Here is a 23,979-nt window from a genome sequence, read left to right as displayed (position 1 = left end):
TCCCGTAATGCTGCTATTCAATCACCTGACGGGTATTGAACATCTGTATTTCTGTCAAGACTAATGTCCAGATTCGTAGCACTTTTGTACCCTTTCCAGCATCACGAGCAAGGTGGGAAAACCGGCAAATCCGACAACCAAACGGCTCGCGACGGTTCGACGCATTCGGGCCCAGAAAGTTCGGGCTCAAGACGCGCTTGCGCGTCCCGACGCCGAGGGCTGTGCCTCTTGCAGCATCAGCGAGGAACAGAACCCCTCGCCTGGGCTCTATTGTGCCGTCCAGCCGCCGTCCATCGGCAAGGTCGTGCCGGTGATCTGCCTGGCTGAATCCGAGCACAGGAACAGCGCCAGGGCGGCAAGGTCCTGGACGGCGACGAATTCCTTTGTCGGCTGTGCGGCCAGAAGCACATCGCGCTTGACCTGTTCCTCGGTCATGCCGCGCGCCTTCATCGTGTCGGGGATCTGCTTCTCGACCAGCGGCGTCCAGACATAGCCGGGCGCGATCGCGTTGACGGTGATGCCGTCCTGCGCGACTTCCAGCGCCACCGTCTTGGTCAGGCCTGATATGCCGTGCTTGGCCGAGACATAGGCGGATTTGAACGGCGAGGCGACGAGCGCATGAGCGGAAGCCGTGTTGATGATGCGGCCCCATTTGCGGCTCTTCATGCCAGGCAGCGCCGCTTTTATCGCGTAGAAGGCCGACACGAGGTTGATGCGGATGATCGCTTCCCATTTGTCGTCCGGGAATTCCTCGATCGGCGCGACATGCTGGATGCCGGCGTTGTTGACCAGGATGTCGAGGCTGCCGAACGCCTCTTCCGCCTCATGCACCATGGCGCTGACCGCCGCGCCGTCCATCATGTTGGAATCGGAGTAGCGGCATTTGACGCCGAAATCCTTCTCGATGCCGGCGCGCTCCTGCTCGATCGCCGTGGCCTCGCCCAGGCCGTTGATGGTGAGATTGGCGCCTTCGGCGGCGAAGGCGCGGGCGATGGCCAGGCCGATGCCGCTGGTCGAGCCGGTGACGAGCGCATTCTTCGAAGACAGGGAACCCATGGGTGATCTCGATATGGTGGGAGGGAACACGAAAGATAGGGCGCGGTCTTGTGCGCCGCAACATGACGATGCCACAGCCATATATCCGCGCATGCCCGACTCGACCGGCTTCGGCGACTACACCGAGACCGGTCACGTCATTCCGGTGCGCTACAAGGCCAGCATGGCGACTATGTCCACTCGATGTACCTCGACGACGCGCCGATCACCGGCGCGAGCGCGGTTTTTCCTCCGGAATTGCCTGGAAACCGAACCGCCCTGATGGTCCGTCAGGGTCGCTTGGCCCGGGCAGGGCCAACATCGGGCGACCCGGCGATTTCCAGCAGCGACGACACCAGCAATTGCCGCTCGTCTGGGGAAAGCACGTCCGCGTCGAACAGGTTCATGCTGCGCAGGCCCTCGATGGCGAGATAGCAGACCAGCAGCGACTTGAGATCCGGCGTCTCGCTCTTCAGTCGTTGGAAGAGTTGTCGCTTGAACGTCTTTATCGGCGACATGAAGTCCGGATCCTCGGCGATCGCCGAAAATATCCACGACGCCGATGGCTGCTTGTCCTCGCAATCCTTGGCCGAAAGCCTGATGTAGACGGCGAGCGGATTTGCGCCATTGTCGTTGCTGCTGGCGGTCTCCAGCGCCTGCTCGAATTCGCGCAGATAGCCTTCGACCAGGCCCTGCATCAATTTGGCCTTGGTCGGGAAATTGTAGAGCAGTCCGCCCTTTGATACGCCGGCGCGGCTGGCGACGGCATCCAGGGACAGGCTACCGGGACCGGATTCCCGTGCGACGTCCGCCGCCGCAGCGAGAATCCTCTCGCGCGAGTTCGTTCGTTGGGCTTTCATGGCGCCTCCCATCGCAAGCTTAGGCCCAATTGACAAGACCGTCCAGACGGTACAGTAAGACCGCGGTCATTTGAAATCGGGGCCCGCAGTCGATATGTGTCCCGATATCCGCGCTTCGCGCCGGATTTCGACTGAGGGGACTTCTTTGTTCAAGCGCATACTCCGTTTCGTTATCATCATTCTTGTGTTGGCCGTGCTCGTCATCGTGGTCGGCGGCATCGTCGGGTTCAATTTCCTGCGTGACAACGGCATCAAGCAATATTTCGCCACGATGAAGCCGCCAGCGGCAACCGTGTCGACAACCATCGTCAAGCCGTCGAACTGGACGCCGGGCATCGAGGCGATCGGCACGGTCCGCGCCGTGCGCGGTGTCGACCTGACGGTTGAGACCGCCGGCATCGTCAAGGAGATCCCCTTCCATGCCAACGAGAAAGTGGCGGCCAATGCGGTGCTGCTGCAGCTCGACGACGCCGTAGAGCGTGCCGATCTCGCGGCACAGAAGGCGCAGGCGGCGCTCGATCAGACATCGCTGACCCGTGCACTCGAACTGACCAAGCGCGGTGTCGGCTCGGACTCGACCTTGGACACCGCACGTGCGGCCGCGTCCGCCTCGGCATCCCAGGTCAACAGGCTTCAGGCAGTGCTCGACCAGAAGCAGCTGACGGCGCCCTTTGCTGGAACCGTCGGCATCCCGAAGATCGATCTAGGCCAATATCTGGCGCCCGGCACCGCCGTGGTGACGCTGCAGGATCTCGACACGATGCGGGTCGACTTCACGGTTCCCGAACAGCAACTGCCGCTGCTCAAGATCGGGCAGACGGTTCGGCTGGGCCTCAGCGGCGGCGACATGCCTTTTGCCGGGACCATTCGCGGTATCGATCCCAAGATCGACCCGTCCAGCCGGCTGGTGAACATCCGGGCGGAAGTCGCCAATCCCGAAGGCAAGCTGACCCCCGGCCAGTTCGTGCAAGTGCGTGTCGAACTGCCCGAGGAGCAGAATGTGCTGGCGCTGCCGCAGACGGCGCTGACCACCAGCCTCTATGGCGACTACATATTCGTAGTGCACCCGGCAAAGCCCGCCGAGGCGCAGCCGACCAAGCCGGAGACAAACCCCGCCGCGGCGGCGACCGACAAGCCGGCGGACGCCAAGCCCGCGGCCGATGCCAAACCGGCCGAAGCCGCGAAGCCTGCCGCCGATGCGGCAAAACCAGCGGACAAGGCCGCCGCCGATCAGGCCAAGCCGGCCACGGGGGGCGAGCAGCCTGCCCTGGTCCTGTCGCAGGTATTCGTCAAGCCCGGCCGCCGCAACGAGGGCATGGTCGAGATCGTCGAGGGCCTCAAGGCGGGCGATGAGGTTGTCACGGCAGGTCAGAATCGCCTCTTCAACGGCATGTCCGTCAACGTCGACAACACCATCGACCCAACCAAATCGGCGAACAAGCAGGCCGACCAGCAATGAGCGTTTCCGATCTCTTCATTCGCCGGCCCGTCCTCTCCACGGTCCTTGCATGCATGATCCTGCTCCTGGGTTTCCAGGGCATATTCAGCCTGTCGATCCGCCAGTATCCGAAGGTTGACGAAACCGCGATCACCATCACGACGGCCTATCCGGGCGCCAGCGCCGACCTGATCCAGGGCTTCATTTCCGCTCCGATCGCGCGCGCCGTCGCCTCGACCGAGAACATCGATTACGTCACGTCGTCGAGCCGACCGTCCTCCAGCACCGTGACTGTGCAGATGAAGCTCGGCTCCAACCCGGACGTCGCGCTGACCGAAGTGCTGTCCAAGGTCCAGGGCGTGCGCGGCACCTTGCCGGACGCCTCCAAGGATCCCGTCATCGTCAAGGGCACGGGCCAGCAATTCGCGATGATGTACATCTCGATGCAGAACCCGAACATGACCAAGGAGCAGCTGACCGAGTATATCGAGCGCGTCATCAGGCCCCGCATGTCGACGGTCGAAGGCGTCGCCGACGTGCAGATCTTCGGCGCCCAGGAATATTCGATGCGGGTCTGGATCGATCCGGTCAGGCTCGCCGCGCGCGGTGTGACCGCATCGGAAGTGCTGACGGCGATCAACAACTCCAACTTCCTGTCGGCGCCCGGCAACACCGAGAACGAATATGTCGTCTCCTCGATCACCGTGCGCTCGACGCTCCAGACGCCGGAAGCCTTCGCCGAACTGCCGCTGCGCTCGACCGACGGCAATGTGGTGCGGCTGCGCGATGTCGCCCGCGTCGAACTGGGCGCCGAGAATACCGACACCAGGGTTTCCTTCAACGGCAAGCCAGGCACCTTCCTCGCCATCTTCCCGACCCCGGCTGCCAATCCCCTGACCACGGCGGCGGCGCTCACCAAGCTGGTGCCTCAAATCCAGGAGACGTTGCCGAAAGGCATGACGATCGAGATCGTCTACGACGCGACCGGGCAGATCAGCGCCTCGATCGACGAAGTGTTCAAGACCATCGGCGAGGCCGTTGCCATCGTCGTCGTCGTCATCCTTTTGTTCCTTGGCTCTTTCCGTTCGGTGATGATGCCCATCGTCACCATCCCGCTGTCGCTGATCGGCGTCTGCTTCCTGTTGTTCGCGGTGGGCTATTCGATCAATCTTCTGTCGCTGCTCGCCATGGTTCTGGCGATCGGCCTCGTCGTCGACGACGCCATCGTGGTGGTGGAGAATATCCACCGCCACATGGAAGAGGACCACATGTCGCCGATGCAGGCGGCCTTCAACGGCATGCGCGAGATCGCCACCGCCATCGTCGCCATGACCATGACGCTGGCCGCGGTGTTCGCACCATTGGCCTTCACCGGCGGCCTGACCGGCGCGCTGTTCCGCGAATTCGCCGTCACGCTCGCCGGCTCGGTGGTGCTGTCGGGCGTGATCGCCATCACCATCACGCCAATGATGTCGGCGCGCCTGCTGAAGTCCGGCACGCCAGGCCGTTTCCAGCGCATTGTCGACGGCACTTTCGCGCGGGTCGAGCACGTCTATGAGCGGGCCGTCACCGGGTCGCTCAACTATCGCCCGCTGACGCTGATCATCGTGCTGGCGCTTGTCGGGGTGACCGGCTTCATGTTCACCAAGACCTCAACCGAACTGGCGCCGGAAGAAGACCAGGGCTTCCTGCTCTCGCTTGTAACGGCGCCGCGTTATGCGACATCCGATTACACCGAGACTTACGTCAACCAGATGCTCGGTCTGGTGAAGGATATTCCCGAAACGCGGGCGCAGTTCTCGGCCGTCGCGTTCGGCGGCACGACGAACAGTGCGTTCGTCGGTTTCGCCTTCAAGGACTGGGCGGAGCGCAAGCGCAACTCGAAGGAGCTGCAGGCCGACATCACAGCCCGTCTCGCCAAGGTGGCGGGCGTCCAGGCCTTCGTCTTTGCGCCACCGACGCTGCCGGGCTCCGGCGGCGGCCTGCCCATCGCCCTGGTGGTGCGATCGACCGGCGACTCCTCGGAAGTGTACGACGTGGCCGAGAAGATCAAGAACAAGGCACAGGCCTCCGGCCGCTTCATCGTCGTGCAGAATTCGATGGCCTATGACGCGCCGCAGGTGACGGTGACCATCGATCGCGACCGCGCCGCGGCGCTGAACCTGCCGATCGCCGATATCGGCCGGACGCTGACGCTGCTGGTCGGCGGCGCCGAAGTGGCGCAGTTCGACCGCGACTCCAACAGCTACGACATCATCCCGCAGGTGCCGAAAGAATTCCGCGACAATCCCGAAAAACTCGGCGAGTACTTCGTGCGCAGCGTAACGGGCGAGATGGTGCCGCTGTCGGCGGTGGTGAAGATCTCGACCAATGCGTCGCCGGCCGCGATCGAGCAGTTCAACCAGCTGAATTCGTCGACGATCTCGGCGCTGCCGCTGCCCGGCGTCACCACGGGCGATGGATTGAAAGTCCTCGAGGACATAGCCAGGGAGAGCCTGCCCGACACCTTCTTCATCGACTATTCGGGCCAGTCCAGGCAGGAGAAGGAACAGGGCAACACGATCCTGATCGCCTTCGGGGCGGCCGTCATCGTCATCTATCTGGTGCTGGCGGCGCAGTTCGAAAGCTTCCGTGATCCGCTGATCATCATGATGGCGGTGCCGCTGTCGATCTTCGGCGCCATCGTGCCGCTCAATCTGGGCCTCGGCACACTCAACATCTACACGCAGGTCGGACTGATCACGCTGATCGGCCTGATCACCAAGCACGGCATCCTGCTGGTCGAGTTCGCCAACCAGCAGCGCGAGATCCACGGTATGCGGCGACGCGACGCCATCATCGCTTCGGCCAAGGTGCGGCTGCGGCCGATCCTGATGACGACGGCGGCGATGGCGCTTGGCGTGGTGCCGCTGATCACGTCCAGCGGCGCCGGCGCCGCGGCCCGTTATTCGATGGGCCTGGTCATCTTCACCGGCATCCTGGTCGGCACCATGTTCACGCTCTTCGTCGTGCCCATGTTCTATACCTTCATTGCCAGCAAGGACTTGCCCCAGCTGGCCGAGAAGCCGGATCCCAAATTGATGCCGGCATTGCCGAGCTGATGGAAACGGCATTGCCGAACTAACAAAAACTAACAAAAAAGAGGCCGGAAACGTCCCGGCCTCTTTTTTGGCTGTGCTCGATTACCGCGGGAAAATGTTCCGGCGGGAGCCCTGAACGGATATGGCTACTGTGCCGATCCGTTGCCAGCCAGCTACTTGACGATGACGATGCTGGTGTTGGCCGGCCCGAAGGTTTCGACGAGCTGGTAGAAATCGGCGGCATTGTCGGGATGCAGCCGGACGCAACCATGCGAGGCCGGCCGGCCAAGCCGCTTTATGGCATAGGTGGCGTGCACCGCATAGCCGCCGCTGAAGAACACCGAATGCGGCATCGGCGCGTTGTCGTACTTCTTCGAATACCACATTTCATGCATGCGCGTCGGCTTGAACGAGCCGGTCGGCGTCACATGCGCCCTGTCGCCGGTGGAAACCTTCCAGGCGAAGGCCGGGCGGCCGTCGACCGAGACTTCCATGACCTGTTGCGAAAGCGAGACGCGCGCCACGATCTTGTTGGCGGCATGCGCGGTACCCGTGCCGGCGCCGAACAGAAGCGCCGCACCCGTCAGGGCAGCGGCGGCGGTTATGTTGATGAGCTTGGCGGAAATAGCAGTATGCATGATGTCCCTCTCTCTGCCGGGCTGGCCGGCCCCAAATTCGATGAGCGGCTTATCGATGCATCATGTTTCGGAGAGATTTCGTGAAATGCTCGTTTGTGTTTCGAATATGTTTCCTCTGGTTAACGGGCCAAAGTTCCCAAATGGCGGACATTGACGCTGTCACCCTGGACAGGAGTAGGCACATAGGTATCCAGCCCGAAACGAAAGTTCGGATTGGCCAAACTTGAAAGGTTGGAGCCCTATTTCGAAACAGAATCTGCAACAAAGCGCATTTTCGGCGGCATGAAGCGGATACAGGCCGCCGGCAGAGTTGACGTAACGAAAGCAGACGGCAACGACCACGGGAACGAAAACGAACATGCGGTCCTGGTTTCTCGGGATCAGCATCGCAGCAGCAGCCACTAGCGGCGCCGGCACGGTTGCCGACGGTTCCATGGCCCGCCTCGCGGCGATGAGTTCGAGTGAGATCTCAACCCTGCATACCGTCCTGTTTTGTGCCACGGTCTGGATTGTTCCAGCCTGCGCATCGTCCGGCTCAAGGCCCACTGGCGGGTTGGCCTTCAGCTGCTGGCATTGCGCGGCCCCTCCGGCAACTTGCTGCTGAGAGGACCGAAGGCCCGCGCCGTGACGGGGGGCTCCGTAGACGGCGCGGGCACTTCGGGAGTTCCTGAAGTATGCCGAGGCGTCACGCGCCCACCCAAGACGGGCGTTGGTCTTCGGAAAACAAGCTGCCGCAACATGATTTACTGGGGATTGACGCAATGAAAACGAAACTTGCAGCTTCGGTGCTTTCGGCACTGCTCTACGCACAGGGCCTGCTCGGCTTTGCCGGGCTCGCCACCGTGCTCTTGAAAGAGCGCGCGCATGCAGGCGAGTTCGCGGCAGGCAGCGACATGCCGCCGGGGCCATCGCTACTGGTGGTGCGCTGAGCGCAGGGCAATCGGGCCCGAGGTGAAAACCGGTTTGGAAATCCGATGCTCAACCAGAGGAATTGCGTGAGCGCCCAGCCGTCAATCGGCGAATTGCGCCGGCGGATCGAAACGGTAGCCGGCGCCGCGTATGGTGATGATGGCTTCCGTATCGAGCTTGCGGCGCAGCCGCACGATGCGCGAATCGATCGAGCGGTCGAAAGCGTCGACATTCTCGGCCGGCGCCGCCGCGATTATGTCGTCGCGCGTCAGCACCTTGCGGGGACTGGCCAGGAACAGCCGAAGCAGCGCCACCTGGCCGGGCGAAAGCTGCTCCTCCGTGCCCGAGCGGTGCATGACGATGGCCGACCTCAAATCGACGGTCGCGTTCTCCAACACGATCAGTTCCTGGGCGGCCCTGCCCCGCCGCGTCAGCAGGCCGCCGACGCGGGCGGCGAGTTCCCTGACATTGAGCGGACTTTCGATGACGTCGGCCGCACCGAGCTCGAGCGCCAGCACCTTGTCGACGAGGTCGCACGGCCGGCAGATCAGGATGAAATCCGGTCCGCCTTCACCGCCCCCGCCTTGGCTGCCATAACGCCTGAGCAGATCACGTCCCTCCGCCTGGCTGAGGCTGTCACCGACGACGACGACGTCGACGCCCTTTCCCGCCAGCATAGATTCCGCTTCCCAGGGCTGGCGCGCCTGACGCACGTCGTGGCCTCGCCGCTCAAGGTGATCGGCGAGTTCGGTCGCCACCACGTCGGCGACGCAGATAAGCCCGATAACGGCGCGTGCAGCCATGTTTTCCAACCATTTCCTGGCAACCCGATATGAGTGCTGGACATCATGTTTATACCCAATCTACTTTCCACCGAAAGTGGGAGCGAGCGCATCGTGCGGGCAAGAATTTTAATTGTCGAGGATGAGCCCGATCTAAGAGAGGCGGTCGCCGAATATCTCGGCGCCGCCGGCTATGACGTGGCGACCGCCGAAACCGCGGCCGCCGCGCGCAGCCTGGTCGAAACGCAATCATTCCACCTCGCCATCCTCGACATCGCCATGCCGGGTGAGGATGGGCTATCGCTCGGCCGCTGGTTGCGCTCGAGACTGCCGATCGGCATCATCTATGCCACCGCCGCCGGCACCGCGCTTGATCGCATCGTCGGACTTGAGCTCGGCGCCGACGACTACATCGTCAAACCCTACGAGCTGCGCGAGGTGCTGGCCAGGATCCGCAGCGTGCTGCGCCGGGTTCCGCAGCACGCGCCGATGCACGGCCAAAAGGCGAGCGATCCCCGCCGCTCCGTCGCTTTCGGCTCCTTCCAGGCTGATCTCGACGGCAGGCTGGTCACCGGCGCCAACGGCGCGGTGATCGACATGGCCAAGAGCGAGTTCGACGTGCTGGAGGTTTTCCTGACCCGCGCCAACCGGCTGCTGACACGTGCTGCCATTTCCGAAGCGATCGGCCTCACCGAAGATCCGGAATCCTCGCGCGCGGTCGACATTCGCATCATGCGCCTGCGCAAGAAGATAGAAACGGATCCGGCCAGCCCGAAATTCCTGCGTACGGTGCGCGGCGAAGGCTATATCTTCTCGCTGCCGGCCGGCGACGGCCACTAAGTGGGCGCGGGGGATTGCTCCCGCGCCTGTGCTGGTCTGTGGACGGACCCGTCGCAATACTTGTCTCCCAAAAACGCTCTTGGATTTGGGACAAGGCATAAAAACAAGGATTTGAAACGCGGCGCATGAAATCCGCTTGGCACCGCAACAATGGCTGAAAATGACCGCTGAAGCAGCAGGCACGGACATGCAAGACGGCCGGCAAGGCGCGGCGATGGCGGCCGTGCGCGTGGTGCGGCGGCTGCGCGAGGCCGGCGACTGGCAGCGCGAGATGGAAGCCATACTGGAAACGCTTTGCCACGCAATGGACTGCCAGCGCGGCATCCTGTTCCGCCTGCGCGAACTGCCCGGCCAGGGATTTGCCCAGTCGGTGGCCGCCTACTGGATCGATCCCGTGGTCGGTGGCGAGCTGGCCTCGCCGACGGTGATCGTGCAGTCGATCATCAACGCCGATCCGCTGCTGGAACGGCTGCAGGAGGATGAACGGCAGGGCAAGATTTTCGCCGGCCATACGCGCGACCTCGAGGGCTTCCTGAGAGCCGACTTCGAGAAACAGAGCATTAAGTCGTTCCTGTCGGTGTCCGTATTCGCGCATGGCCACCTATGGGGGACGCTGGCGGTCAATGACTGCATCGAGGAGCGCGAATGGACCGACGAGGAAGAAGCGACGCTGCACATCATCGCGCTGGCCATCGGCGACGCGATCGAACGCTCGCCCTCCGACGCCCACGCCAGCGAGGTCATCCGCCGCACCATGCTGCAAGCCTCGCTCGATGCCATCCTCGTCATCGACGAGACCGGCTCGATCGTCGAATTCAATCCGGCCGCCGAGAAGATGTTCGGCTTCCTGCGCAGCGATATCCTCGGCAAGGACCTGCTCGACACCATCGTGCCGATCTATTACCGTAAGGGCTATGCGTCGGGGGCCGAATACATGTCCGGACGCGGCGCGCCAATGGTCGGACAGCGGCTCGAGACGGTGACCCAGAACGCCGCCGGCGAGATTTTCCCCATCGAACTGACGGCGACCGAGATGCGGGTCGCCGACCGCCGCCTGATCTTCGGCTCCATCCGCGACCTGCGCGACAAGCTGCGCGCCGAGGAGGAGATCAACCGCCAGCGCGAGAAGCTGCACCAGAACGAGAAGATGGCGGCGATGGGTTCGCTGCTTGCGGGTGTCTCGCATGAACTCAACAACCCGCTGGCCGTGGTTGTCGCGCAGTCGACATTGCTGCACGAATTCGCCTCCGATCCGCAGACCAAGGTTCGCGCCGAGAAAGTGCGCGCCGCCGCCGAGCGCTGCGGCCGCATCGTCAAGAGCTTCCTGTCGATGGTCCGGCTGCATCCGACGGAGCGGGCCGAGACGGACCTCAACCAGGTGATCCGCGCGGCGCTCGAGGTGACCGCCTACGGCGCGCGCTCGAGCGGGATCATCATCGACACCGATTTCGCGCCTGGCCCGTTGCTGGCCATGGCCGATGCCGATCACGTCACCCAGGTGGCCGCCAATTTCCTCATCAACAGCCAGCATGCGCTGGCAGGCATAGGCGGCGACCGGCTGATCAAGGTGCGGACCTTCCGCAGCGAGCGCGGCGATCCCGGTTTCTCGGTCGAGGACAATGGGCCTGGCGTACCGGAAGCGATCCGGTCCCGCATCTTCGAATCCTATTTCACCACCAAGCCGGTCGGCGTCGGAACCGGCATCGGCCTGTCGATCTCGAAATCGATCATCGAGCGGCACAATGGCAATGTCTGGTTCGAGGAAGTGCTGCCAAGTGGCGCCCGTTTCGTCGTCCAGCTGCCGGCCATTGTAGCCGGCGTCGCCATCGCCGGCGAGAGCCAGCCGCGATCGAGCGGGCTGCGCCACGCCTTGATCATCGATGACGAGCCCGACGTCGCCGGTTCGCTCTCCGACATACTCGAACTGATGGGCATCAAGTCACGGATCGCGCCCCTCTGGGACACGGCCACAGCCATATTGGCTGGCCACATGCCGCCCGACATCGTCTTTTCGGACCTGCGCATGCCTGGAACAAGCGGCATGACCATCTATCGAGAGTTGCTTGCCGAAAGACCGGAACTGGCGCGGCGTTTCGTGCTGGTCACTGGCGACCTGATCGGCGCCAAGGCCGAAATCGAGGCGCTGCCGCTACTGCAGCGTCCGCAGATCCTGGAGAAACCGTTCAGCACGCTGGATGTGCGCAGCGTCCTGTCCGCCATTGCCGACCAGGTGGTTTCGAAGGGATAGATCGCACCAACCGGTAAAAAAGCCCCCGGCCGACATGCGGCGGGAGCCGAAGGGAGCGCTGGACGCGCTCGGGGAGCGCCGCGGCACGTTCCAAAGCGGAGCCGCTTCGGAACCATGTTTCAGTCGAACTCAGAAAATATTCGGCGTATTGGTCAGCGGCGCGGCATTGGCGATCATCCGGACCGCACGGGCTTTGTGGGCTCCGGACTGCTCGGCTATGGCCCGCAGGCAATCGGCGCTCTCGGCGCCCCAGGCCTGACCCTTGCAGGCAAGGTCGACCATCGGCATCGGCAGGCGTGCGGTTCTGGTGGTGGTCATTGCGCCGCCGACGACGTTGGCCGGTGGATTGAGCGAAGCAAAGGCCGGGCCGACCGTCGGCGCGAACGCCATGCCGGCGAAGGCGCAAGCAGCCAGCGCCATGAACATCGCCATGGGGTGGTCGCTGGCGCGCTGGCGCAACGCCAGCTTCGGGCGGCGGCCAACGCGCTCCGGAGCCTGGGACCGGCGGTCGTTGCTGGCAATCTGAACTTTCGCATGCATCATCATCCCCTTCGTTGACTTTCTTTTTTTGATAAAACGAACTTAGTCGCGCTCTGTATCAGCGGAAAGCTGGTGTGAATCTGATATTGTAACCGCCTTGAAACGGCACCCGCGGCAGACCCCACCAACTGGGCATCACGCGCCCGCTTGCCGATCTCGGCTCGGCGGATCGGCAAGCGGGCAAGACGCGCGGCGACGCCTTTTGCCTCGGCTTCCGCCGTGGCAGGATTTGCTTCGAAACCCTGCCGGAACCAAGCTTTGAAACCCGGGCTAACGCGCGGATTCTCCGGGGTTTTCGGGGCCAGCCGTCACATCGGATTGGATTGAAATCGGCGCGCCAATTTTCTTTCGAAAATATGCTCGTTTCCACAAGCCATTGCATTTCAATGAAAAATATGATTATATTGAACGGATATTCAATAAAAAGAAGAGACGTTTTATGAACCCGCATCTCCGTGACGTGGCCATTCCCAACGATTGGGACCGGCGGGGACTGCCTGGCTGGAGCTACCATTCCGATGCCCTCCTCGAACTCGAGAAGGAGCACGTTTTCCGCAACCACTGGCAGATCGCCGGACATGTCAGCGACATCCCTGACGCAGGCGACTACCTGGCCATGGACGTCGTCGGCGAACGCGCTCTGATCGTGCGCGGCAAGGACGGCGTCGTGCGCGGTTTCAACAATATGTGCCGCCATCGCGGCAGCCGTGTCGTCGCCGACAGCCAGGGCAATTGCAAGAACGCGCTTGTGTGCCCATTCCACGGCTGGGTCTACAATCTCGATGGCACGTTGCGCGGCGCTGCCCGCCCGCGTTCCTTTCCCGATCTCGACAAGACCGAGTTCGGCCTGATGCCGCTCGATCTGGAGGTCTGGATGGGCTTTATCTTCATTCGCTTCCGCGCTGGCGGCCCGCAGCCCTCCGTCGCCGAGCTGATGAAGCCGATCGAGCCCGAATTCTCGCACTACAAGGCCGCCGACATGGTGCCCTCCTGGGGCATCTGGACCCAGAAAACTCCGGTCAACTGGAAGTCGGTGCGCGACGTCGACAATGAGGGCTATCACGTCGCCATGGCGCACCCGGCCCTGCAGGACCTCTATGGCGCGACCTATTTCGACGAACCCTTCGTCAACGGCGTGTCGCGCTCCTTCGCCAGCTACAACCCGCATGCCGGCCGTCGCTGGAGCGTCAGGAACTACGTCAAGATCGCGCCGGAGCCGGCGCATCTGCCGGACTATCTGAAGAAGGCCTGGGTCTATTATGGCATCTTCCCCAATGCCGTCCTCTCGGTGATGCCGGAATCGGTGCAGTTCTATCAGGAGTTCCCGCTGTCGACGGGTGAGACCCTGCTGCGCGGCGCCATTTACCGCTATCGCGACGAAAGCCGCGAGCAGGCTGCGGCCCGCTATCTCTCCTTCCGCATCGACCGCGACACCATGTCGGAGGATGTCCAGCTTTCGGTGTGGTCGAACGAATCCATGCTGTCGGAAGCCTTCGAGGGTTTTTACCTCTCCGACCTCGAATACGGAGTGCGCACCCACCACGACCATCTGCGCAGGCAGATCCCCGTGCTTGGGCTCGAAACGGCGCCGGAGGAGAAGGACATGTGGAACTTGAACGACGCGCTGCGGTCGCGTGGATAGGCGACGCCGATAATTGGCGAAACCATCGGTGAGAGCGCTCCTCTCCCCGTCCTATGCGGGGCGAAGAAAGAACGTCATCCCCGCCACACCCCTTCTTTCCTGAGGTCATCCATCGTGCGCGAAATGCCCTCGCGCAAAATGCCGACCATGTCGTCGATCTGCTCGCGCGTGATGACCAGCGGCGGCGACATCACGCACATGTTGATCAGCGGCCGCACCAGCAGGCCGAGCTCGTGGCAATGCGCGTCGATGCGTTTGCCGACATCCTTGTCGAGCTGCAGCGGGTCCTTGCTTTCGCGGTCGGCGACACATTCGACGCAGCCCATCAATCCCAGCCCGCGCACCTCGCCGACCAACGGCAATTCTTCCAGCGTCTTCAGCTGCGCCTGGAAATAGGGCGCGACCGCTTGCGTATGGGCAAGTACGCCCTGTTCCAGAAGGTCGAGATTCCTGAGCGCCACTGCGCAGCCGACCGGATGGGAGGTGTAGGTCAGGCCATGGCCGAACATCGCGTCGGGATGGTTCGACCGGCGCAGTTCCTCCAGCAGCCGTTCCGATATGATGACGCCGCCGAGCGGGAAATAGCCTGACGTCACACCCTTGGCGAAGGTGATCATGTCGGGATCGATGCCGAACACATCGCCGGAGGCGAAGACATGGCCCAGCCGTCCAAAGCCCGTCACCACCTCGTCGGAGACATAGAGGATGTCGTTGTCGCGGCAGATCTCGCGGATGCGCTTGAGGTAGCCGTCCGGCGGCACGATAACGCCGCCGGAGGCCTGCACCGGCTCGCCGACGAAAGCGCCGATCCGGTCAGCACCGACTCGCGCGACGGTGTCGCGGAACTGACCGACGAGGAAGTCGGTGAAATCAGCTATGCTCATGCCCTGCGGACGACGGAACGGGTCGGGCGAGGACAGCTTGATCACCAGATCGTCGGCGCCGTCCATCCAGTCACGGTCGCGCGGTCGGCCATTGAGCGAGGCCGACAGATAGGTCGAGCCGTGATAGGCGCCGCCGCGCGACAGGATCAGCTTCTTCTCAGGCCGGCCCCGCACATTGTTGTAGAACTGCATGAAGCGCAGCGCCGTCTCCACCGCCGAGGAGCCGCCTGTGGTGTAGAAGACGTGGCTGAGATCGCCGGGCGCGTGACCGGCTATGCGACCGGCAAGTTCCGCCGAAGGCGCGTTCATCGTGTACCACGGCGTGTTATAGGATAGCGCCATCGCCTGGTCGTACATCACCCTGGCGAGTTCCTCGCGCCGATGACCGACATTGACGCACCACATGCCGGCCGGCCCGTCGATCAACCGCTTGCCGGTGCCGTCGGCGATGTAGATGCCGTCGCCTTCGCTGATCAGCGCGCGCGCTTCCGCGCCGACCGAACCGGCATACGGCCAAGGCTGGACGAGATGGCGCCTGGCCAACTCGACGGCATCGGCAGCTCCGGCTCCGGCTCCGGCCATTTCGCTCGCCTTCAGGTCCCTCGCAGCCGCCATCGTCATCTCCACATCACTTGTCGAATTCAGGATTTCGAAAGTTGGCCGGCAATGCTGGAAATTTCCGGCATAATCCCCACAATTTTGAATGTCCGTTCAATCAATATCTCAGAAATAGCGCTTGATTTCAATCCGCGGATGCGGGCATGATGAAAGAAAGCCGGCAAGCTCGGAGCGCGATCAGCAAAACTGGTCACCGGTTTTGCGTTCGATCGCGCTCCAAAACAAAGTTGGGAACAAACAGCCGGCGCCAGTCCAACGGGATACCGCATGGCGGGACGCTCCAGGCCAGCAACCGAGATCACAGCCGGAGCCCTGCCCCCCGGAGTCTGGCAATGACGGCGGCGGTGGAAGGGTCGCCCCCGTTGCGCATGACGCGGGCCAGACGAAATGCCCTTCTGCAATCCGAACCCGTGCAGGGCTTTGCCCTGATCAGCCCAACCTTTCTCTACGCGCTCATCCTCCTGGTCCTGCCGATCCTGGTGGTCATCGCCCACTCCTTCTGGACGCAGAACTATCTGACCATCGACCGCACCTTCACGCTGGAAAACTACCGCGTCGCCCTGACCGAGCCGATCTATCGCGATCTGTTGTGGCGCTCGCTGTATATCTCGCTGACGGTCAGCTTCTTCACCGTCGTCCTGGCTTATCCGATCGCCTATTTCATTTCCTTCCACGGCGGCCGCCACAAGAGCCTGTGGCTGTTCCTCATCACCATCCCGTTCTGGACCAGCTATCTCCTGCGCGTGATGTCGTGGAAGGTCATTCTCGGCTATAACGGCGTCTTGAACTCCGGGCTGATCGGCCTCGGCATCATCAACGAGCCGTCGACGGCGCTGCTCTACAATTCGAGCGCCGTCATCATCACGCTGACCCACGCCTGGGCGGCCTTCGCCATCCTGCCGATCTTCGTCTCGCTGGAGAAGATCGACCGGACCCTGGTGGAGGCGGCTACGGATCTCGGCGATGGTCCCTTTCGTTCGTTCCTTCGCGTGACTTTGCCGCTGTCGGCGCCAGGCATCATCTCGGCGGCGCTGATCGTGATGATCCCGACGGTCGGCGACTATGTCACCCCCAAGCTCGTCGGCGGCAAGGACGGCGTCATGATCGCCAACGCCATCCAGGCGCAGTTCGGCAAGGCCTCGAACTGGCCGCTGGGCGCCGCCCTTTCCGTCACCACCATGCTGGTCGTGACGTTGATGGCCGGCGCCACGGTGCTGGTCATCCGTGCCGCCCAGAGGCTTGCGCGATGAGCGCGGCGCGACGTCTGCTGCCGGGCGGCTGGCTGTCGGCCTACGCCTTCCTTTATGTCGGCTTCCTTTATCTGCCCGTGATCTTCCTGCCGATCTTTTCGATCAACACTGCGGCCACGCCGAAATTCCCGCTGACCGGCTACACCCTCAAATGGTACGAGGACCTGCCCAACACGCCGGCGCTGCTCGACGCCACCTGGAACAGCCTGATCGTCGGCGTCTCGGCGTCCGTCCTTTCGACGGTTCTCGGCATCCTCGCTGCCCGCTCGATCACCCGCTACCGCTATCCCGGCCGGCGGGCCATCAACGGTCTGATCATGGCGCCGCTCGTGCTGCCGGAAGTCATCGTCGCCATCTCGATGCTGCTGGTGATGCTGCAGCTCGGCTTGAGCCTCTCTCTGTTTACCGTCGTGCTCGGCCATGTCCTGGTCTGCATCCCCTATTCGATGACGGTGCTGACCTCCGGCTTCGAGGGTTTCGATCGCAGCCTCGAGGAGGCCTCGGCCGACCTCGGCGAGAGCGCCTTCGGCACCTTCCGGCGGGTGACGCTGCCGATGGTGGCGCCGGCAATCATCTCCAGCCTGCTGGTCTGCTTCACCATTTCGCTGGACGAGTTCATCATCGCCTTCTTCCTGACCGGTACCGAGGCGACGCTGCCGATCTATATCTGGGGCCAGTTGCGCTTCGCGGCGAAACTGCCGGGCGTGCTCGCGCTCGGCACGCTGCTGCTGGTCGCCTCCTTCCTGCTGATGACCGTCGCCGAAATCCTGCGCCGCCGCGCCGCCAGACGCACCCAGAACGAGGGAGGGCTTTATGCCTGAGCAGGCCCCATCGGCACGAACCCTGTCCGAACGGACGATGATCGAGATCAACCGCGTCACCCGCAGCTACGGCGCCTTCAAGGCGCTCGACGATGCCTCCTTGACCATTCGCGAGGGCGAATTCTTCTCGCTGCTCGGCCCGTCCGGCTGCGGCAAGACCACGCTGTTGCGCATGATCGCCGGCTTCGACAACCCGACGAGCGGTTCGATCTCGGTCGGCGGCCAGCCGATGGAAGGCATTGCGCCCAATCGCCGCCCGACCAACATGGTGTTCCAGAGCTATGCGATCTTCCCGCATCTCAACGTCGAGCAGAACGTCGCCTATGGCCTGAAGCGGCTGAAATTGCAGGGCGGCGAGGAGAAGCGCCGCGTCGAGGAAGCCCTGGCGCAGGTCTCTCTCACCGGCCTCGGCAAGCGTCTCGCCACCGAGCTGTCCGGCGGCCAGCGGCAACGCGTCGCGCTCGCCCGCGCGCTGGTGATGCGGCCCAAGGTGCTGCTGCTCGACGAGCCGCTGTCGGCGCTCGACAAGAAGCTGCGCGAACAGATGCAGGTCGAGTTGCGCCGCCTGCAGCAGGCCGTCGGCATCACCTTCGTGCTGGTCACCCACGACCAGTATGAAGCGCTGGCCATGTCCGACCGCATCGCCGTGATGTTCGGCGGCAGGATCGCGCAGGTCGCCTCGCCCAAGGAGATCTACCAGCGGCCGGTCAACCGCCAAGTCGCCGACTTCCTCGGCGGCATGAATTTCGTCAAGGCCGAGATCGTCGAGGAGAACGGCGCCTCGCTGGTCGTCGACACGCTGGGCTTCGGCCGTGTGAAGACCGACAAGCCGAAGGCCTTCGTGCGCAATGGCGGCGGCGCCACGCTCGGCATCCGCCCGGAGCGCCTGCGCGTCCTGTGGGACAATGCGACGGCCAAGTTCGAGGTTGCCGGAAAGGTGGTCGAACGCCACTATTTTGGCGAGATCACCCATTTGATCGTCGAGATCCCCGGCCTGGAAAAGCCGCTGTCGGTAACCGAGACCAACGATTTCGGCGCCGACGATATTCCGGTCGGCACTTCGATTCGCCTCGCCTACGATCCCGAAGCCCTGGTGGCGATGGCGGATTGACGGTCCGCGATGATCTTTCGCGCCGCTATGCGACCGGCAACGATCGCCCCTTCGACATAGCCGGGAAATGACGGCGACAGCTCCGACGATGCGAAATGAACAGGCGGCGCGCCGGCCAGGAGCACAGGTTCGGCATCGGTCGCCGCGACGTCGACGATGAGGTCGCTGTAGCCGCCGCCGCTCCAGCGGTCATGCGTCCAGTCGCGCTGGCTGAAACCCGCGATTTCGGCCGCGTCGGGACCGAGGGCTTCCACCAGTTTCCCGGTCACTTCGGCGCGCAGTGCCGTCTCGCCAAGCTCACCCCAGCGCAAGGCGAGCGGGCCGCCGACGAAGACGACCAGCGCCGCGTGGCCTTCATCCGGACTGGCATCGCAAGCGAACAGCCCCGGCGGGTCGCGCCACATCACCATGCCGCTCAAGCCGCGGCGGCGCCAGAAGGCAGCGGGGTAGCGCACTAGCACCTTGATCACGGCGCCGCTTTCCCAAACGCCGAGCGCCTTCGCCAGGGATTCGGGCAGGGCGGGTGCGAAGCCCAGTTTCGCCGCCATGACCGGCGGCACCGCGACAAGTGCCGCCCGCGCTTCAATGACACCCGCCGCCGAGACGATGCGAACGGCTTGCGGTCCATGCTCGATGCATGAAACGGCCGCGTTGAGCCACAGCCGGTCGCCGAGATCGCTGGCCAGGTCCTCGGCCACCGACTGCATCGTCTCGCGCAGGAAATACTGGAGCTCCGGCACCTCATTGGTGATGCGCCGATCGTTGTCGATCAGGTGCCAGAGCGGCAGTTTCTCCAGCGTCAGGCACCACAGGCCTTCGATCATCGAGCGGAAGGCTGCCTTGGCGGCATCGGCATCGTCTTGCCGGTCGAGCCAGGCGGCAACGGTCAGCCCGGCAATCGAGGGATCGTCCGGCGCGATCGCGTTCATCCGATCGCGGATCGCCATCGAACCAGAATAGGTTCGCTTCGCCTCGGCGGCGGAGATTGGCGGCTGGGCGATAAACGCGCCGTCGACATGGGTTTCGACAAGCGTCTTGCCGCGCACGTCGACAAGCGCCATCAGCTCCGGCATGTCCTCGCACAGGAACTGCCCGCCACTGTCGATGCGCTCGCCGGAACCGATCTCCATCGACTCGACGCGCCCGCCGACACGGTCGCGCGCTTCGAGCAGCACGAAATCGACGCCGGCCTTTTTCAGCTCGAGCGCGGCCGACAGCCCGGTGAAGCCGGCGCCGATGATGACGACATCGGCTCTTGTGGATTCGCTGTTCAATAGCCGGCCTTGATCTTCTCGAACTCGGCGACCATGCGCTGCTTGAGCTCCGGCCCCACCGGCTGTTGGAACAGCGTCTTGTCGAGGAATTTGTCGAGATCGTCGAAGCCGCGATCGGCCAGAACCGTGTGGTCGACTACAGCCATGCCGGCGCTGTTGCCGTGGCCGTAGCCGAAGGTCTTCACCAGATAGTCCGAAACGGCAGAAGCGTTGACTGCATTCAGAAAGTCATAGGCCTGATCGAGCTTGCCGGGTGCATCCTTCATCAGCACATAGCCGCACACCCAGGTCGAGATACCCTCCTTGCTGTCGCGGTTCATCGCGATCGGCAGGCCTTGCCCCTTCAGCGTCACATAGGTCTCGTTCCAGCCCCAGACGAGATCGACCTCATTGCCGATGAAGGCCTGGTTGAGATCAGTGTCGTCGGTCCAGTAGAAACGGATGTTCTTGTGCACGTCGCGCAGGAAGGCGGACGCCTCCTGGAACTGGGCATCGGTCATCCCTGTCCAGTCTTTCAGCCCGATGACCAGGCTCGCCAGCGCATAGGCGTCGTCGACATTGTCGCCGATGGTGACGCGGCCCTTGAACTTCGGGTCAGCGAAGATCCTGAGCGATTGCGCCTGCTCCGGCGTCACCTTGTCGGTGCGGTAGAGAAGCGAGGTGTTGCCCCAGTCGAACGGCATGAACCATGCCTTGCCGTCGTCTGTGGTGGCGAGATCCTTCATCGCCATGATGCCGGGATTGAGGTCTTTCCAGCCTGCTATCCTCGACGTGTCGAGCGGCTGCAGCATGCCCGCCTCGCGCCACTTGACCACGCTTTGCGAACAGGGATGCGCGATGTCGGCCTTGAAGCCGGCCCGCATCTTCTCGAAGGCCTCGTCCTCGTCGCCGAAGAAGGCGAAGGTCGGCTCGGCGCCGTATTTGGCGGCATAGGCGGGGTGCAGCAGCGGGTCCTCATAGCCGGACCAGTCGAACACGACGAGGTCGCCGCCACCTTCCGCCCAGGCATAGACGGCGCCGGCGCCGATCACGCAGGCGGCGGCAAGGGCAAGGCTGCGTAGCACTGGCTTCATGGTGCGAATTCCCCCGTCGCGAAAGGCTGCCGCGAGGTTATGAGAATTCGCCTCTCTTGGCGAGCCCGCCCGCCCACCATCTCCGCAGGCGGGCGGGCGGCCGAACCGGCTCAATATCCGGCTTTGATCTTCTCGAATTCGGCGATCATCTTGAGCTTGAGCTGCGACGGCACCGGCGACTGGAACAGCGTCTTGTCGACGAATTTCTGCACGTCGTCATAGCCTTTTTCCTTCAGCACGGCCTGATCGACGCCGGCCATGCCCTTGGCGTTGGCCTGGCCATAGCCCCAATCCTTGACCAGCACCTTGGCGGTTTCGGGATCGTTGACGGCGTTCAGATAATCATATGCCTTGTCGACATTGCCGGGCGCATCCTTGAACAGCACATAGCCGCAGACCCAGGTCGAAATGCCTTCGTCCGTGTCCTTCTTGGCCTTGATCGGCACGCCGGCGGCGACCGATTGCACGGTGGCGTCGTTCCATGCCCAGGCAAGATCGACCTCGCCGCCGCTCAAAAGCTGCACCACGTCCGTTGTGTCGGTCCAGTAGGAGCGCACGTTCTTATGCACCTGGCGCAGGAAATCCGACGCCTGCTTGAACTGGTCGTCGGTCATCTTGGTCCAGTCCTTGACGCCGATGGCGAGGCTCGCCAGCGCATAGGCGTCGTCGACATTGTCGCCGATCGAAACCCGGCCCTTGAACTTCGGATCGGCGAACGCCTTCAGCGACTGCACGTCCTTGGCGTCGACCTTTTCGGAATTATAGGTGAGCTGGGTGTTGCCCCAGTCCCAGGGCATGAACCAGGCCTTGCCATCGGCGGTCGTGGCGAGATCCTTCATCGCCATGATTCCGGGATTGAGATCTTTCCAGCCTGTTATCTTCGATGTGTCGAGCGGCCGCAGCAGGCCGGCCTCGCGCCATTTCACCACGCTCTGCGAGCAGGGATGGCCGAGATCGGCCTTGAAACCCGAGCGCACTTTTTCGAACGCCTCGTCCTCGTCGCCAAAGAAGGCGAAGGTCGGCGAATCGCCGTTCTTCTCGACATATTTCGGATGGAAGCTCGGATCCTCATAGCCGGACCAGTCGAACACGACCAGGTCTTTGTCGGCGGCAACCGCCAGGGCTGCGGCCGAGGCCGCCAGCACGCCGGTCAATGCCAGGGTCAATGTCAGGCGTCGGGCCAATGTCAGCCGCTGGATTGATGTCTTCATTGCTGTTCCATCCTCTTTTATTTATCGATTGCTTCATGCCTTGCGACGGGTGGCGGCTGCTCCCTGGTAATGTTTGGGGAATGCGGCCGACAGGAATTCGTTGGCTGCCTGCAAGGCGCTCTCGCGGGTAGTGTCTTCGGTGCCCATCATCAAGCGCAGCCACAGTCCCTCCAGCGTCGCGCTGAGCGCCAGCGCCATGACCTGCGGCTCATAGGCATAGCCGCCGCTTTGCTTGAGCGTCGCGCAAAGCTCGATGAAGATGTTCTGGTAGACGGCATCGCGGGCGCTGCTCAGCGCCTGGTAGGTCGGCCGCGACTTGGCCTCGCCCCAGAAGGCGCACCAGGCCGCCAGCTTGCGCTTGTTGCAGATCGAACGGTCGAAATCGGCCGCGACCAGGGTCCGCAACTGGTCGGCGGGATCGTTCCCCGCTTTCTCCAAGGCATTGCGCCAATGCGCCGAGTACTCGTCATACATATGCTGCAAGGTCGCGATCAGCAGTTTTTCCTTGCTCTCGAAATGGAAATTGACGATGCCGCGCGACAGGCCCGCGCCATCGGCGACGTCGGCCATCGTCGTCTCCGAATAGCCGCGCTTGGCCAACGAATCGATCGTCGCCTCGATCAGCTGAAGCTGCCTGACCTCCTTGGAAGCCTTACGCCCGCGTTTCTCGGGTTCGCTCGATGCCTCGGCGGACTGCTCTTGGCGTGCTGCAATTTTCATGGGTGCGGTCATGCTCCACATCGCCGGCTAGCCGACCATCTTCGGTTTTTGCCCGCGAAGATGAGTGGGACGGTGCTCGCCACTGTCAAGCACCTTCTGCATGGCCTCCCAGGTTCGTATGTTCTTGTCGACATAGGCGGCGCCCACTGCCGCCGCGACCGTCGGATAGAGCGGCCCCTTCAGCCTTTCCAGTTCGCCCCGCGCCACCTCGCGGTACCAGGGATTGCGGTCGCGAACCGCGATCTCGGCAAAGCCCGCCTGGCGCATCGCCTGTGCGTAGCGCGCCGGCGAGGCCATCGCGAAGGACAGCCCTTCGGCGGCGACATAGGCCTTCATCTCCGGTGATGGTTCGCCGTCATGCGAGATCATCCAGTTTGATGCCGCAAAGGCGCCGCCGGCCTTGAGCACGCGGAATATCTCCGCAAACAGCGCATCCTTGTCGGCGACATGCAGCAGCGCATCCTTGGAGAAGACGACGTCGAACGACTGATCCTCGAAAGGCAACCGCCCAGGCGGCGCCTGGATGAAGCTGGCGCGGTCGGCAAGCCCGCGGGAGGCTGCCCGGCGCCTGGCCGTTTCGATCACCGGCCGCTCGACATCGAAGCCGGTGACGTGCGCGGCGCCATGCCGTTCGACCAGATGCAGCGTGATGCCTCCGGACCCGCAGCCGATGTCGAGCACGGTCTTGCCTGCGAGCGAAAGTCCCTCGAGCACGCGGTCGACTTCGTCGGGCCCGCCCGGCGACAGGTAGCCGTCGCCCCACAGCGCCTCGAGGAAGCGGATGGCGGCTCCGTCATACTCCGGCTCGGCCTCGGCCGTTTCGATCATCAACCCTCGATCCCCAATCGACGAATGTCCGTCTCGAACGCCTGCAAAGCCTAGCCCATGTCTGGGAAAACGCAACATCATTTGTTGAACATTCATTCAATATAGCTGGACAAAACGACGACTACCATGCCAAATTTCGCGCATTGAGGGGACGGATTACGCCAAGATGAACAGCGG

The 23,979-nt window shown here is 63.2% G+C and carries 22 protein-coding genes and 1 pseudogene; 11 read left to right on the top strand and 12 right to left on the bottom strand.

Translation table 11 applies throughout. From position 1 onward, the window contains the following. Positions 1-267: 267 nt before the first annotated feature. Positions 268-1,056: a 3-hydroxybutyrate dehydrogenase gene (locus tag FJ490_RS30080; protein ID WP_140517914.1), complete on the bottom strand. Its 789-nt coding sequence runs from the start codon at positions 1,054-1,056 to the stop codon at positions 268-270. Between the two features lie 88 nt (positions 1,057-1,144). On the opposite strand from FJ490_RS30080, the pseudogene FJ490_RS33410 reads away from it, so the two are divergent. Then, positions 1,145-1,269: pseudogene (locus FJ490_RS33410) on the top strand (acetoacetate decarboxylase family protein); the annotation flags it as partial. A gap of 56 nt (positions 1,270-1,325) precedes the next feature. On the opposite strand, the gene FJ490_RS30070 reads toward FJ490_RS33410, so the two are convergent. Continuing rightward, a complete protein-coding gene (locus tag FJ490_RS30070) occupies positions 1,326-1,895 on the bottom strand; it encodes a TetR/AcrR family transcriptional regulator (protein WP_140517913.1) in 570 nt (189 codons plus the stop codon). A 145-nt stretch (positions 1,896-2,040) separates the two neighbouring features. Between FJ490_RS30070 and FJ490_RS30065 the strand changes: the two genes are divergently transcribed. Together FJ490_RS30065 and FJ490_RS30060 are read left to right on the top strand one after the other, a co-directional pair. Then, the gene (locus tag FJ490_RS30065; protein WP_140584505.1) at positions 2,041-3,354 is read left to right on the top strand and encodes an efflux RND transporter periplasmic adaptor subunit; all 1,314 of its coding nucleotides are present in this window, start codon (positions 2,041-2,043) and stop codon (positions 3,352-3,354) included. After that, positions 3,351-6,434, top strand: coding sequence for an efflux RND transporter permease subunit (locus FJ490_RS30060; protein ID WP_140525490.1), 3,084 nt, complete (start codon positions 3,351-3,353; stop codon positions 6,432-6,434). Before FJ490_RS30065 ends, FJ490_RS30060 begins: the two co-directional genes overlap by 4 nt. 152 nt (positions 6,435-6,586) lie before the next feature. On the opposite strand, the gene FJ490_RS30055 is transcribed toward FJ490_RS30060, so the two are convergent. Further along, the gene (locus tag FJ490_RS30055; RefSeq protein WP_140517911.1) at positions 6,587-7,051 is read right to left on the bottom strand and encodes a L,D-transpeptidase; all 465 of its coding nucleotides are present in this window, start codon (positions 7,049-7,051) and stop codon (positions 6,587-6,589) included. Positions 7,052-7,264: 213 nt separating this feature from the next. On the opposite strand from FJ490_RS30055, the gene FJ490_RS32895 reads away from it, so the two are divergent. Next, the gene (locus tag FJ490_RS32895) at positions 7,265-7,456 is read left to right on the top strand and encodes a hypothetical protein (RefSeq protein WP_181165414.1); all 192 of its coding nucleotides are present in this window, start codon (positions 7,265-7,267) and stop codon (positions 7,454-7,456) included. A gap of 356 nt (positions 7,457-7,812) precedes the next feature. Then, the gene (locus FJ490_RS30045) at positions 7,813-7,980 is read left to right on the top strand and encodes a hypothetical protein (RefSeq protein WP_140558462.1); all 168 of its coding nucleotides are present in this window, start codon (positions 7,813-7,815) and stop codon (positions 7,978-7,980) included. Positions 7,981-8,061: 81 nt separating this feature from the next. Here FJ490_RS30045 and FJ490_RS30040 read toward each other — a convergent pair whose 3' ends face one another. Further along, positions 8,062-8,763 (bottom strand): response regulator transcription factor, encoded by a 702-nt coding sequence (locus tag FJ490_RS30040; RefSeq protein WP_140500617.1) that lies wholly within the window; start codon positions 8,761-8,763, stop codon positions 8,062-8,064. A 45-nt stretch (positions 8,764-8,808) separates the two neighbouring features. Here FJ490_RS30040 and FJ490_RS30035 point away from each other — a divergent pair, with 45 nt between their 5' ends. After that, a complete protein-coding gene (locus FJ490_RS30035) occupies positions 8,809-9,582 on the top strand; it encodes a response regulator transcription factor (RefSeq protein ID WP_181165415.1) in 774 nt (257 codons plus the stop codon). 160 nt (positions 9,583-9,742) lie between these two features. Further along, the gene (locus tag FJ490_RS30030; RefSeq protein WP_181165416.1) at positions 9,743-11,830 is read left to right on the top strand and encodes a sensor histidine kinase; all 2,088 of its coding nucleotides are present in this window, start codon (positions 9,743-9,745) and stop codon (positions 11,828-11,830) included. Positions 11,831-11,959: 129 nt separating this feature from the next. Here the strand turns inward: FJ490_RS30030 and FJ490_RS30025 are convergent, their stop codons facing one another. Next, positions 11,960-12,370, bottom strand: a complete 411-nt coding sequence (locus FJ490_RS30025; protein WP_140666462.1) for a hypothetical protein — start codon at positions 12,368-12,370, stop codon at positions 11,960-11,962. Between the two features lie 439 nt (positions 12,371-12,809). Here FJ490_RS30025 and FJ490_RS30020 point away from each other — a divergent pair, with 439 nt between their 5' ends. Then, on the top strand, positions 12,810-14,012 hold the full coding sequence (locus FJ490_RS30020) for an aromatic ring-hydroxylating dioxygenase subunit alpha (protein WP_140500615.1): 1,203 nt from the start codon (positions 12,810-12,812) through the stop codon (positions 14,010-14,012). A 74-nt stretch (positions 14,013-14,086) separates the two neighbouring features. On the opposite strand, the gene FJ490_RS30015 is transcribed toward FJ490_RS30020, so the two are convergent. Both FJ490_RS30015 and FJ490_RS30010 read right to left on the bottom strand, forming a co-directional pair. Next, positions 14,087-15,511 carry an aminotransferase gene (locus FJ490_RS30015; protein ID WP_140729392.1) on the bottom strand — a complete coding sequence of 475 codons (1,425 nt, stop codon included), beginning with the start codon at positions 15,509-15,511 and terminating at the stop codon, positions 14,087-14,089. A 26-nt stretch (positions 15,512-15,537) separates the two neighbouring features. Continuing rightward, positions 15,538-15,783, bottom strand: coding sequence for a hypothetical protein (locus FJ490_RS30010; protein ID WP_140729393.1), 246 nt, complete (start codon positions 15,781-15,783; stop codon positions 15,538-15,540). 63 nt (positions 15,784-15,846) lie between these two features. On the opposite strand from FJ490_RS30010, the gene FJ490_RS30005 reads away from it, so the two are divergent. The 3 genes from FJ490_RS30005 to FJ490_RS29995 are packed head-to-tail and all read left to right on the top strand — an operon-like array spanning position 15,847 to position 18,696. Next, positions 15,847-16,764, top strand: a complete 918-nt coding sequence (locus FJ490_RS30005; RefSeq protein ID WP_140517906.1) for an ABC transporter permease — start codon at positions 15,847-15,849, stop codon at positions 16,762-16,764. Then, complete coding sequence (locus FJ490_RS30000; protein WP_140525484.1) at positions 16,761-17,585, top strand: ABC transporter permease; 825 nt, start codon at positions 16,761-16,763, stop codon at positions 17,583-17,585. Before FJ490_RS30005 ends, FJ490_RS30000 begins: the two co-directional genes overlap by 4 nt. 37 nt (positions 17,586-17,622) lie before the next feature. Continuing rightward, the gene (locus tag FJ490_RS29995) at positions 17,623-18,696 is read left to right on the top strand and encodes an ABC transporter ATP-binding protein (protein WP_140729408.1); all 1,074 of its coding nucleotides are present in this window, start codon (positions 17,623-17,625) and stop codon (positions 18,694-18,696) included. On the opposite strand, the gene FJ490_RS29990 is transcribed toward FJ490_RS29995, so the two are convergent. From FJ490_RS29990 to FJ490_RS29970, 5 genes are all read right to left on the bottom strand, one after another. After that, complete coding sequence (locus FJ490_RS29990; protein ID WP_246672825.1) at positions 18,660-19,970, bottom strand: flavin monoamine oxidase family protein; 1,311 nt, start codon at positions 19,968-19,970, stop codon at positions 18,660-18,662. The genes FJ490_RS29995 and FJ490_RS29990 overlap by 37 nt on opposite strands. Next, a complete protein-coding gene (locus tag FJ490_RS29985; RefSeq protein ID WP_140729395.1) occupies positions 19,967-21,043 on the bottom strand; it encodes an extracellular solute-binding protein in 1,077 nt (358 codons plus the stop codon). Before FJ490_RS29985 ends, FJ490_RS29990 begins: the two co-directional genes overlap by 4 nt. Before the next feature lie 110 nt (positions 21,044-21,153). Next, positions 21,154-22,254, bottom strand: a complete 1,101-nt coding sequence (locus FJ490_RS29980) for an ABC transporter substrate-binding protein (RefSeq protein WP_140525481.1) — start codon at positions 22,252-22,254, stop codon at positions 21,154-21,156. A 33-nt stretch (positions 22,255-22,287) separates the two neighbouring features. After that, a complete protein-coding gene (gene betI / locus FJ490_RS29975) occupies positions 22,288-22,974 on the bottom strand; it encodes a transcriptional regulator BetI (protein ID WP_224655901.1) in 687 nt (228 codons plus the stop codon). A gap of 27 nt (positions 22,975-23,001) precedes the next feature. Then, positions 23,002-23,802, bottom strand: coding sequence for a class I SAM-dependent methyltransferase (locus tag FJ490_RS29970; RefSeq protein WP_140517901.1), 801 nt, complete (start codon positions 23,800-23,802; stop codon positions 23,002-23,004). Between the last annotated feature and the right edge of the window lie 177 nt (positions 23,803-23,979).

This window comes from Mesorhizobium sp. B2-5-11 (genome assembly GCF_006440835.1).
Lineage (GTDB): Bacteria > Pseudomonadota > Alphaproteobacteria > Rhizobiales > Rhizobiaceae > Mesorhizobium.
The sequence above is the reverse complement of the archived record's forward strand: the minus strand, read 5'-3'. Positions and strand labels throughout refer to the sequence as shown.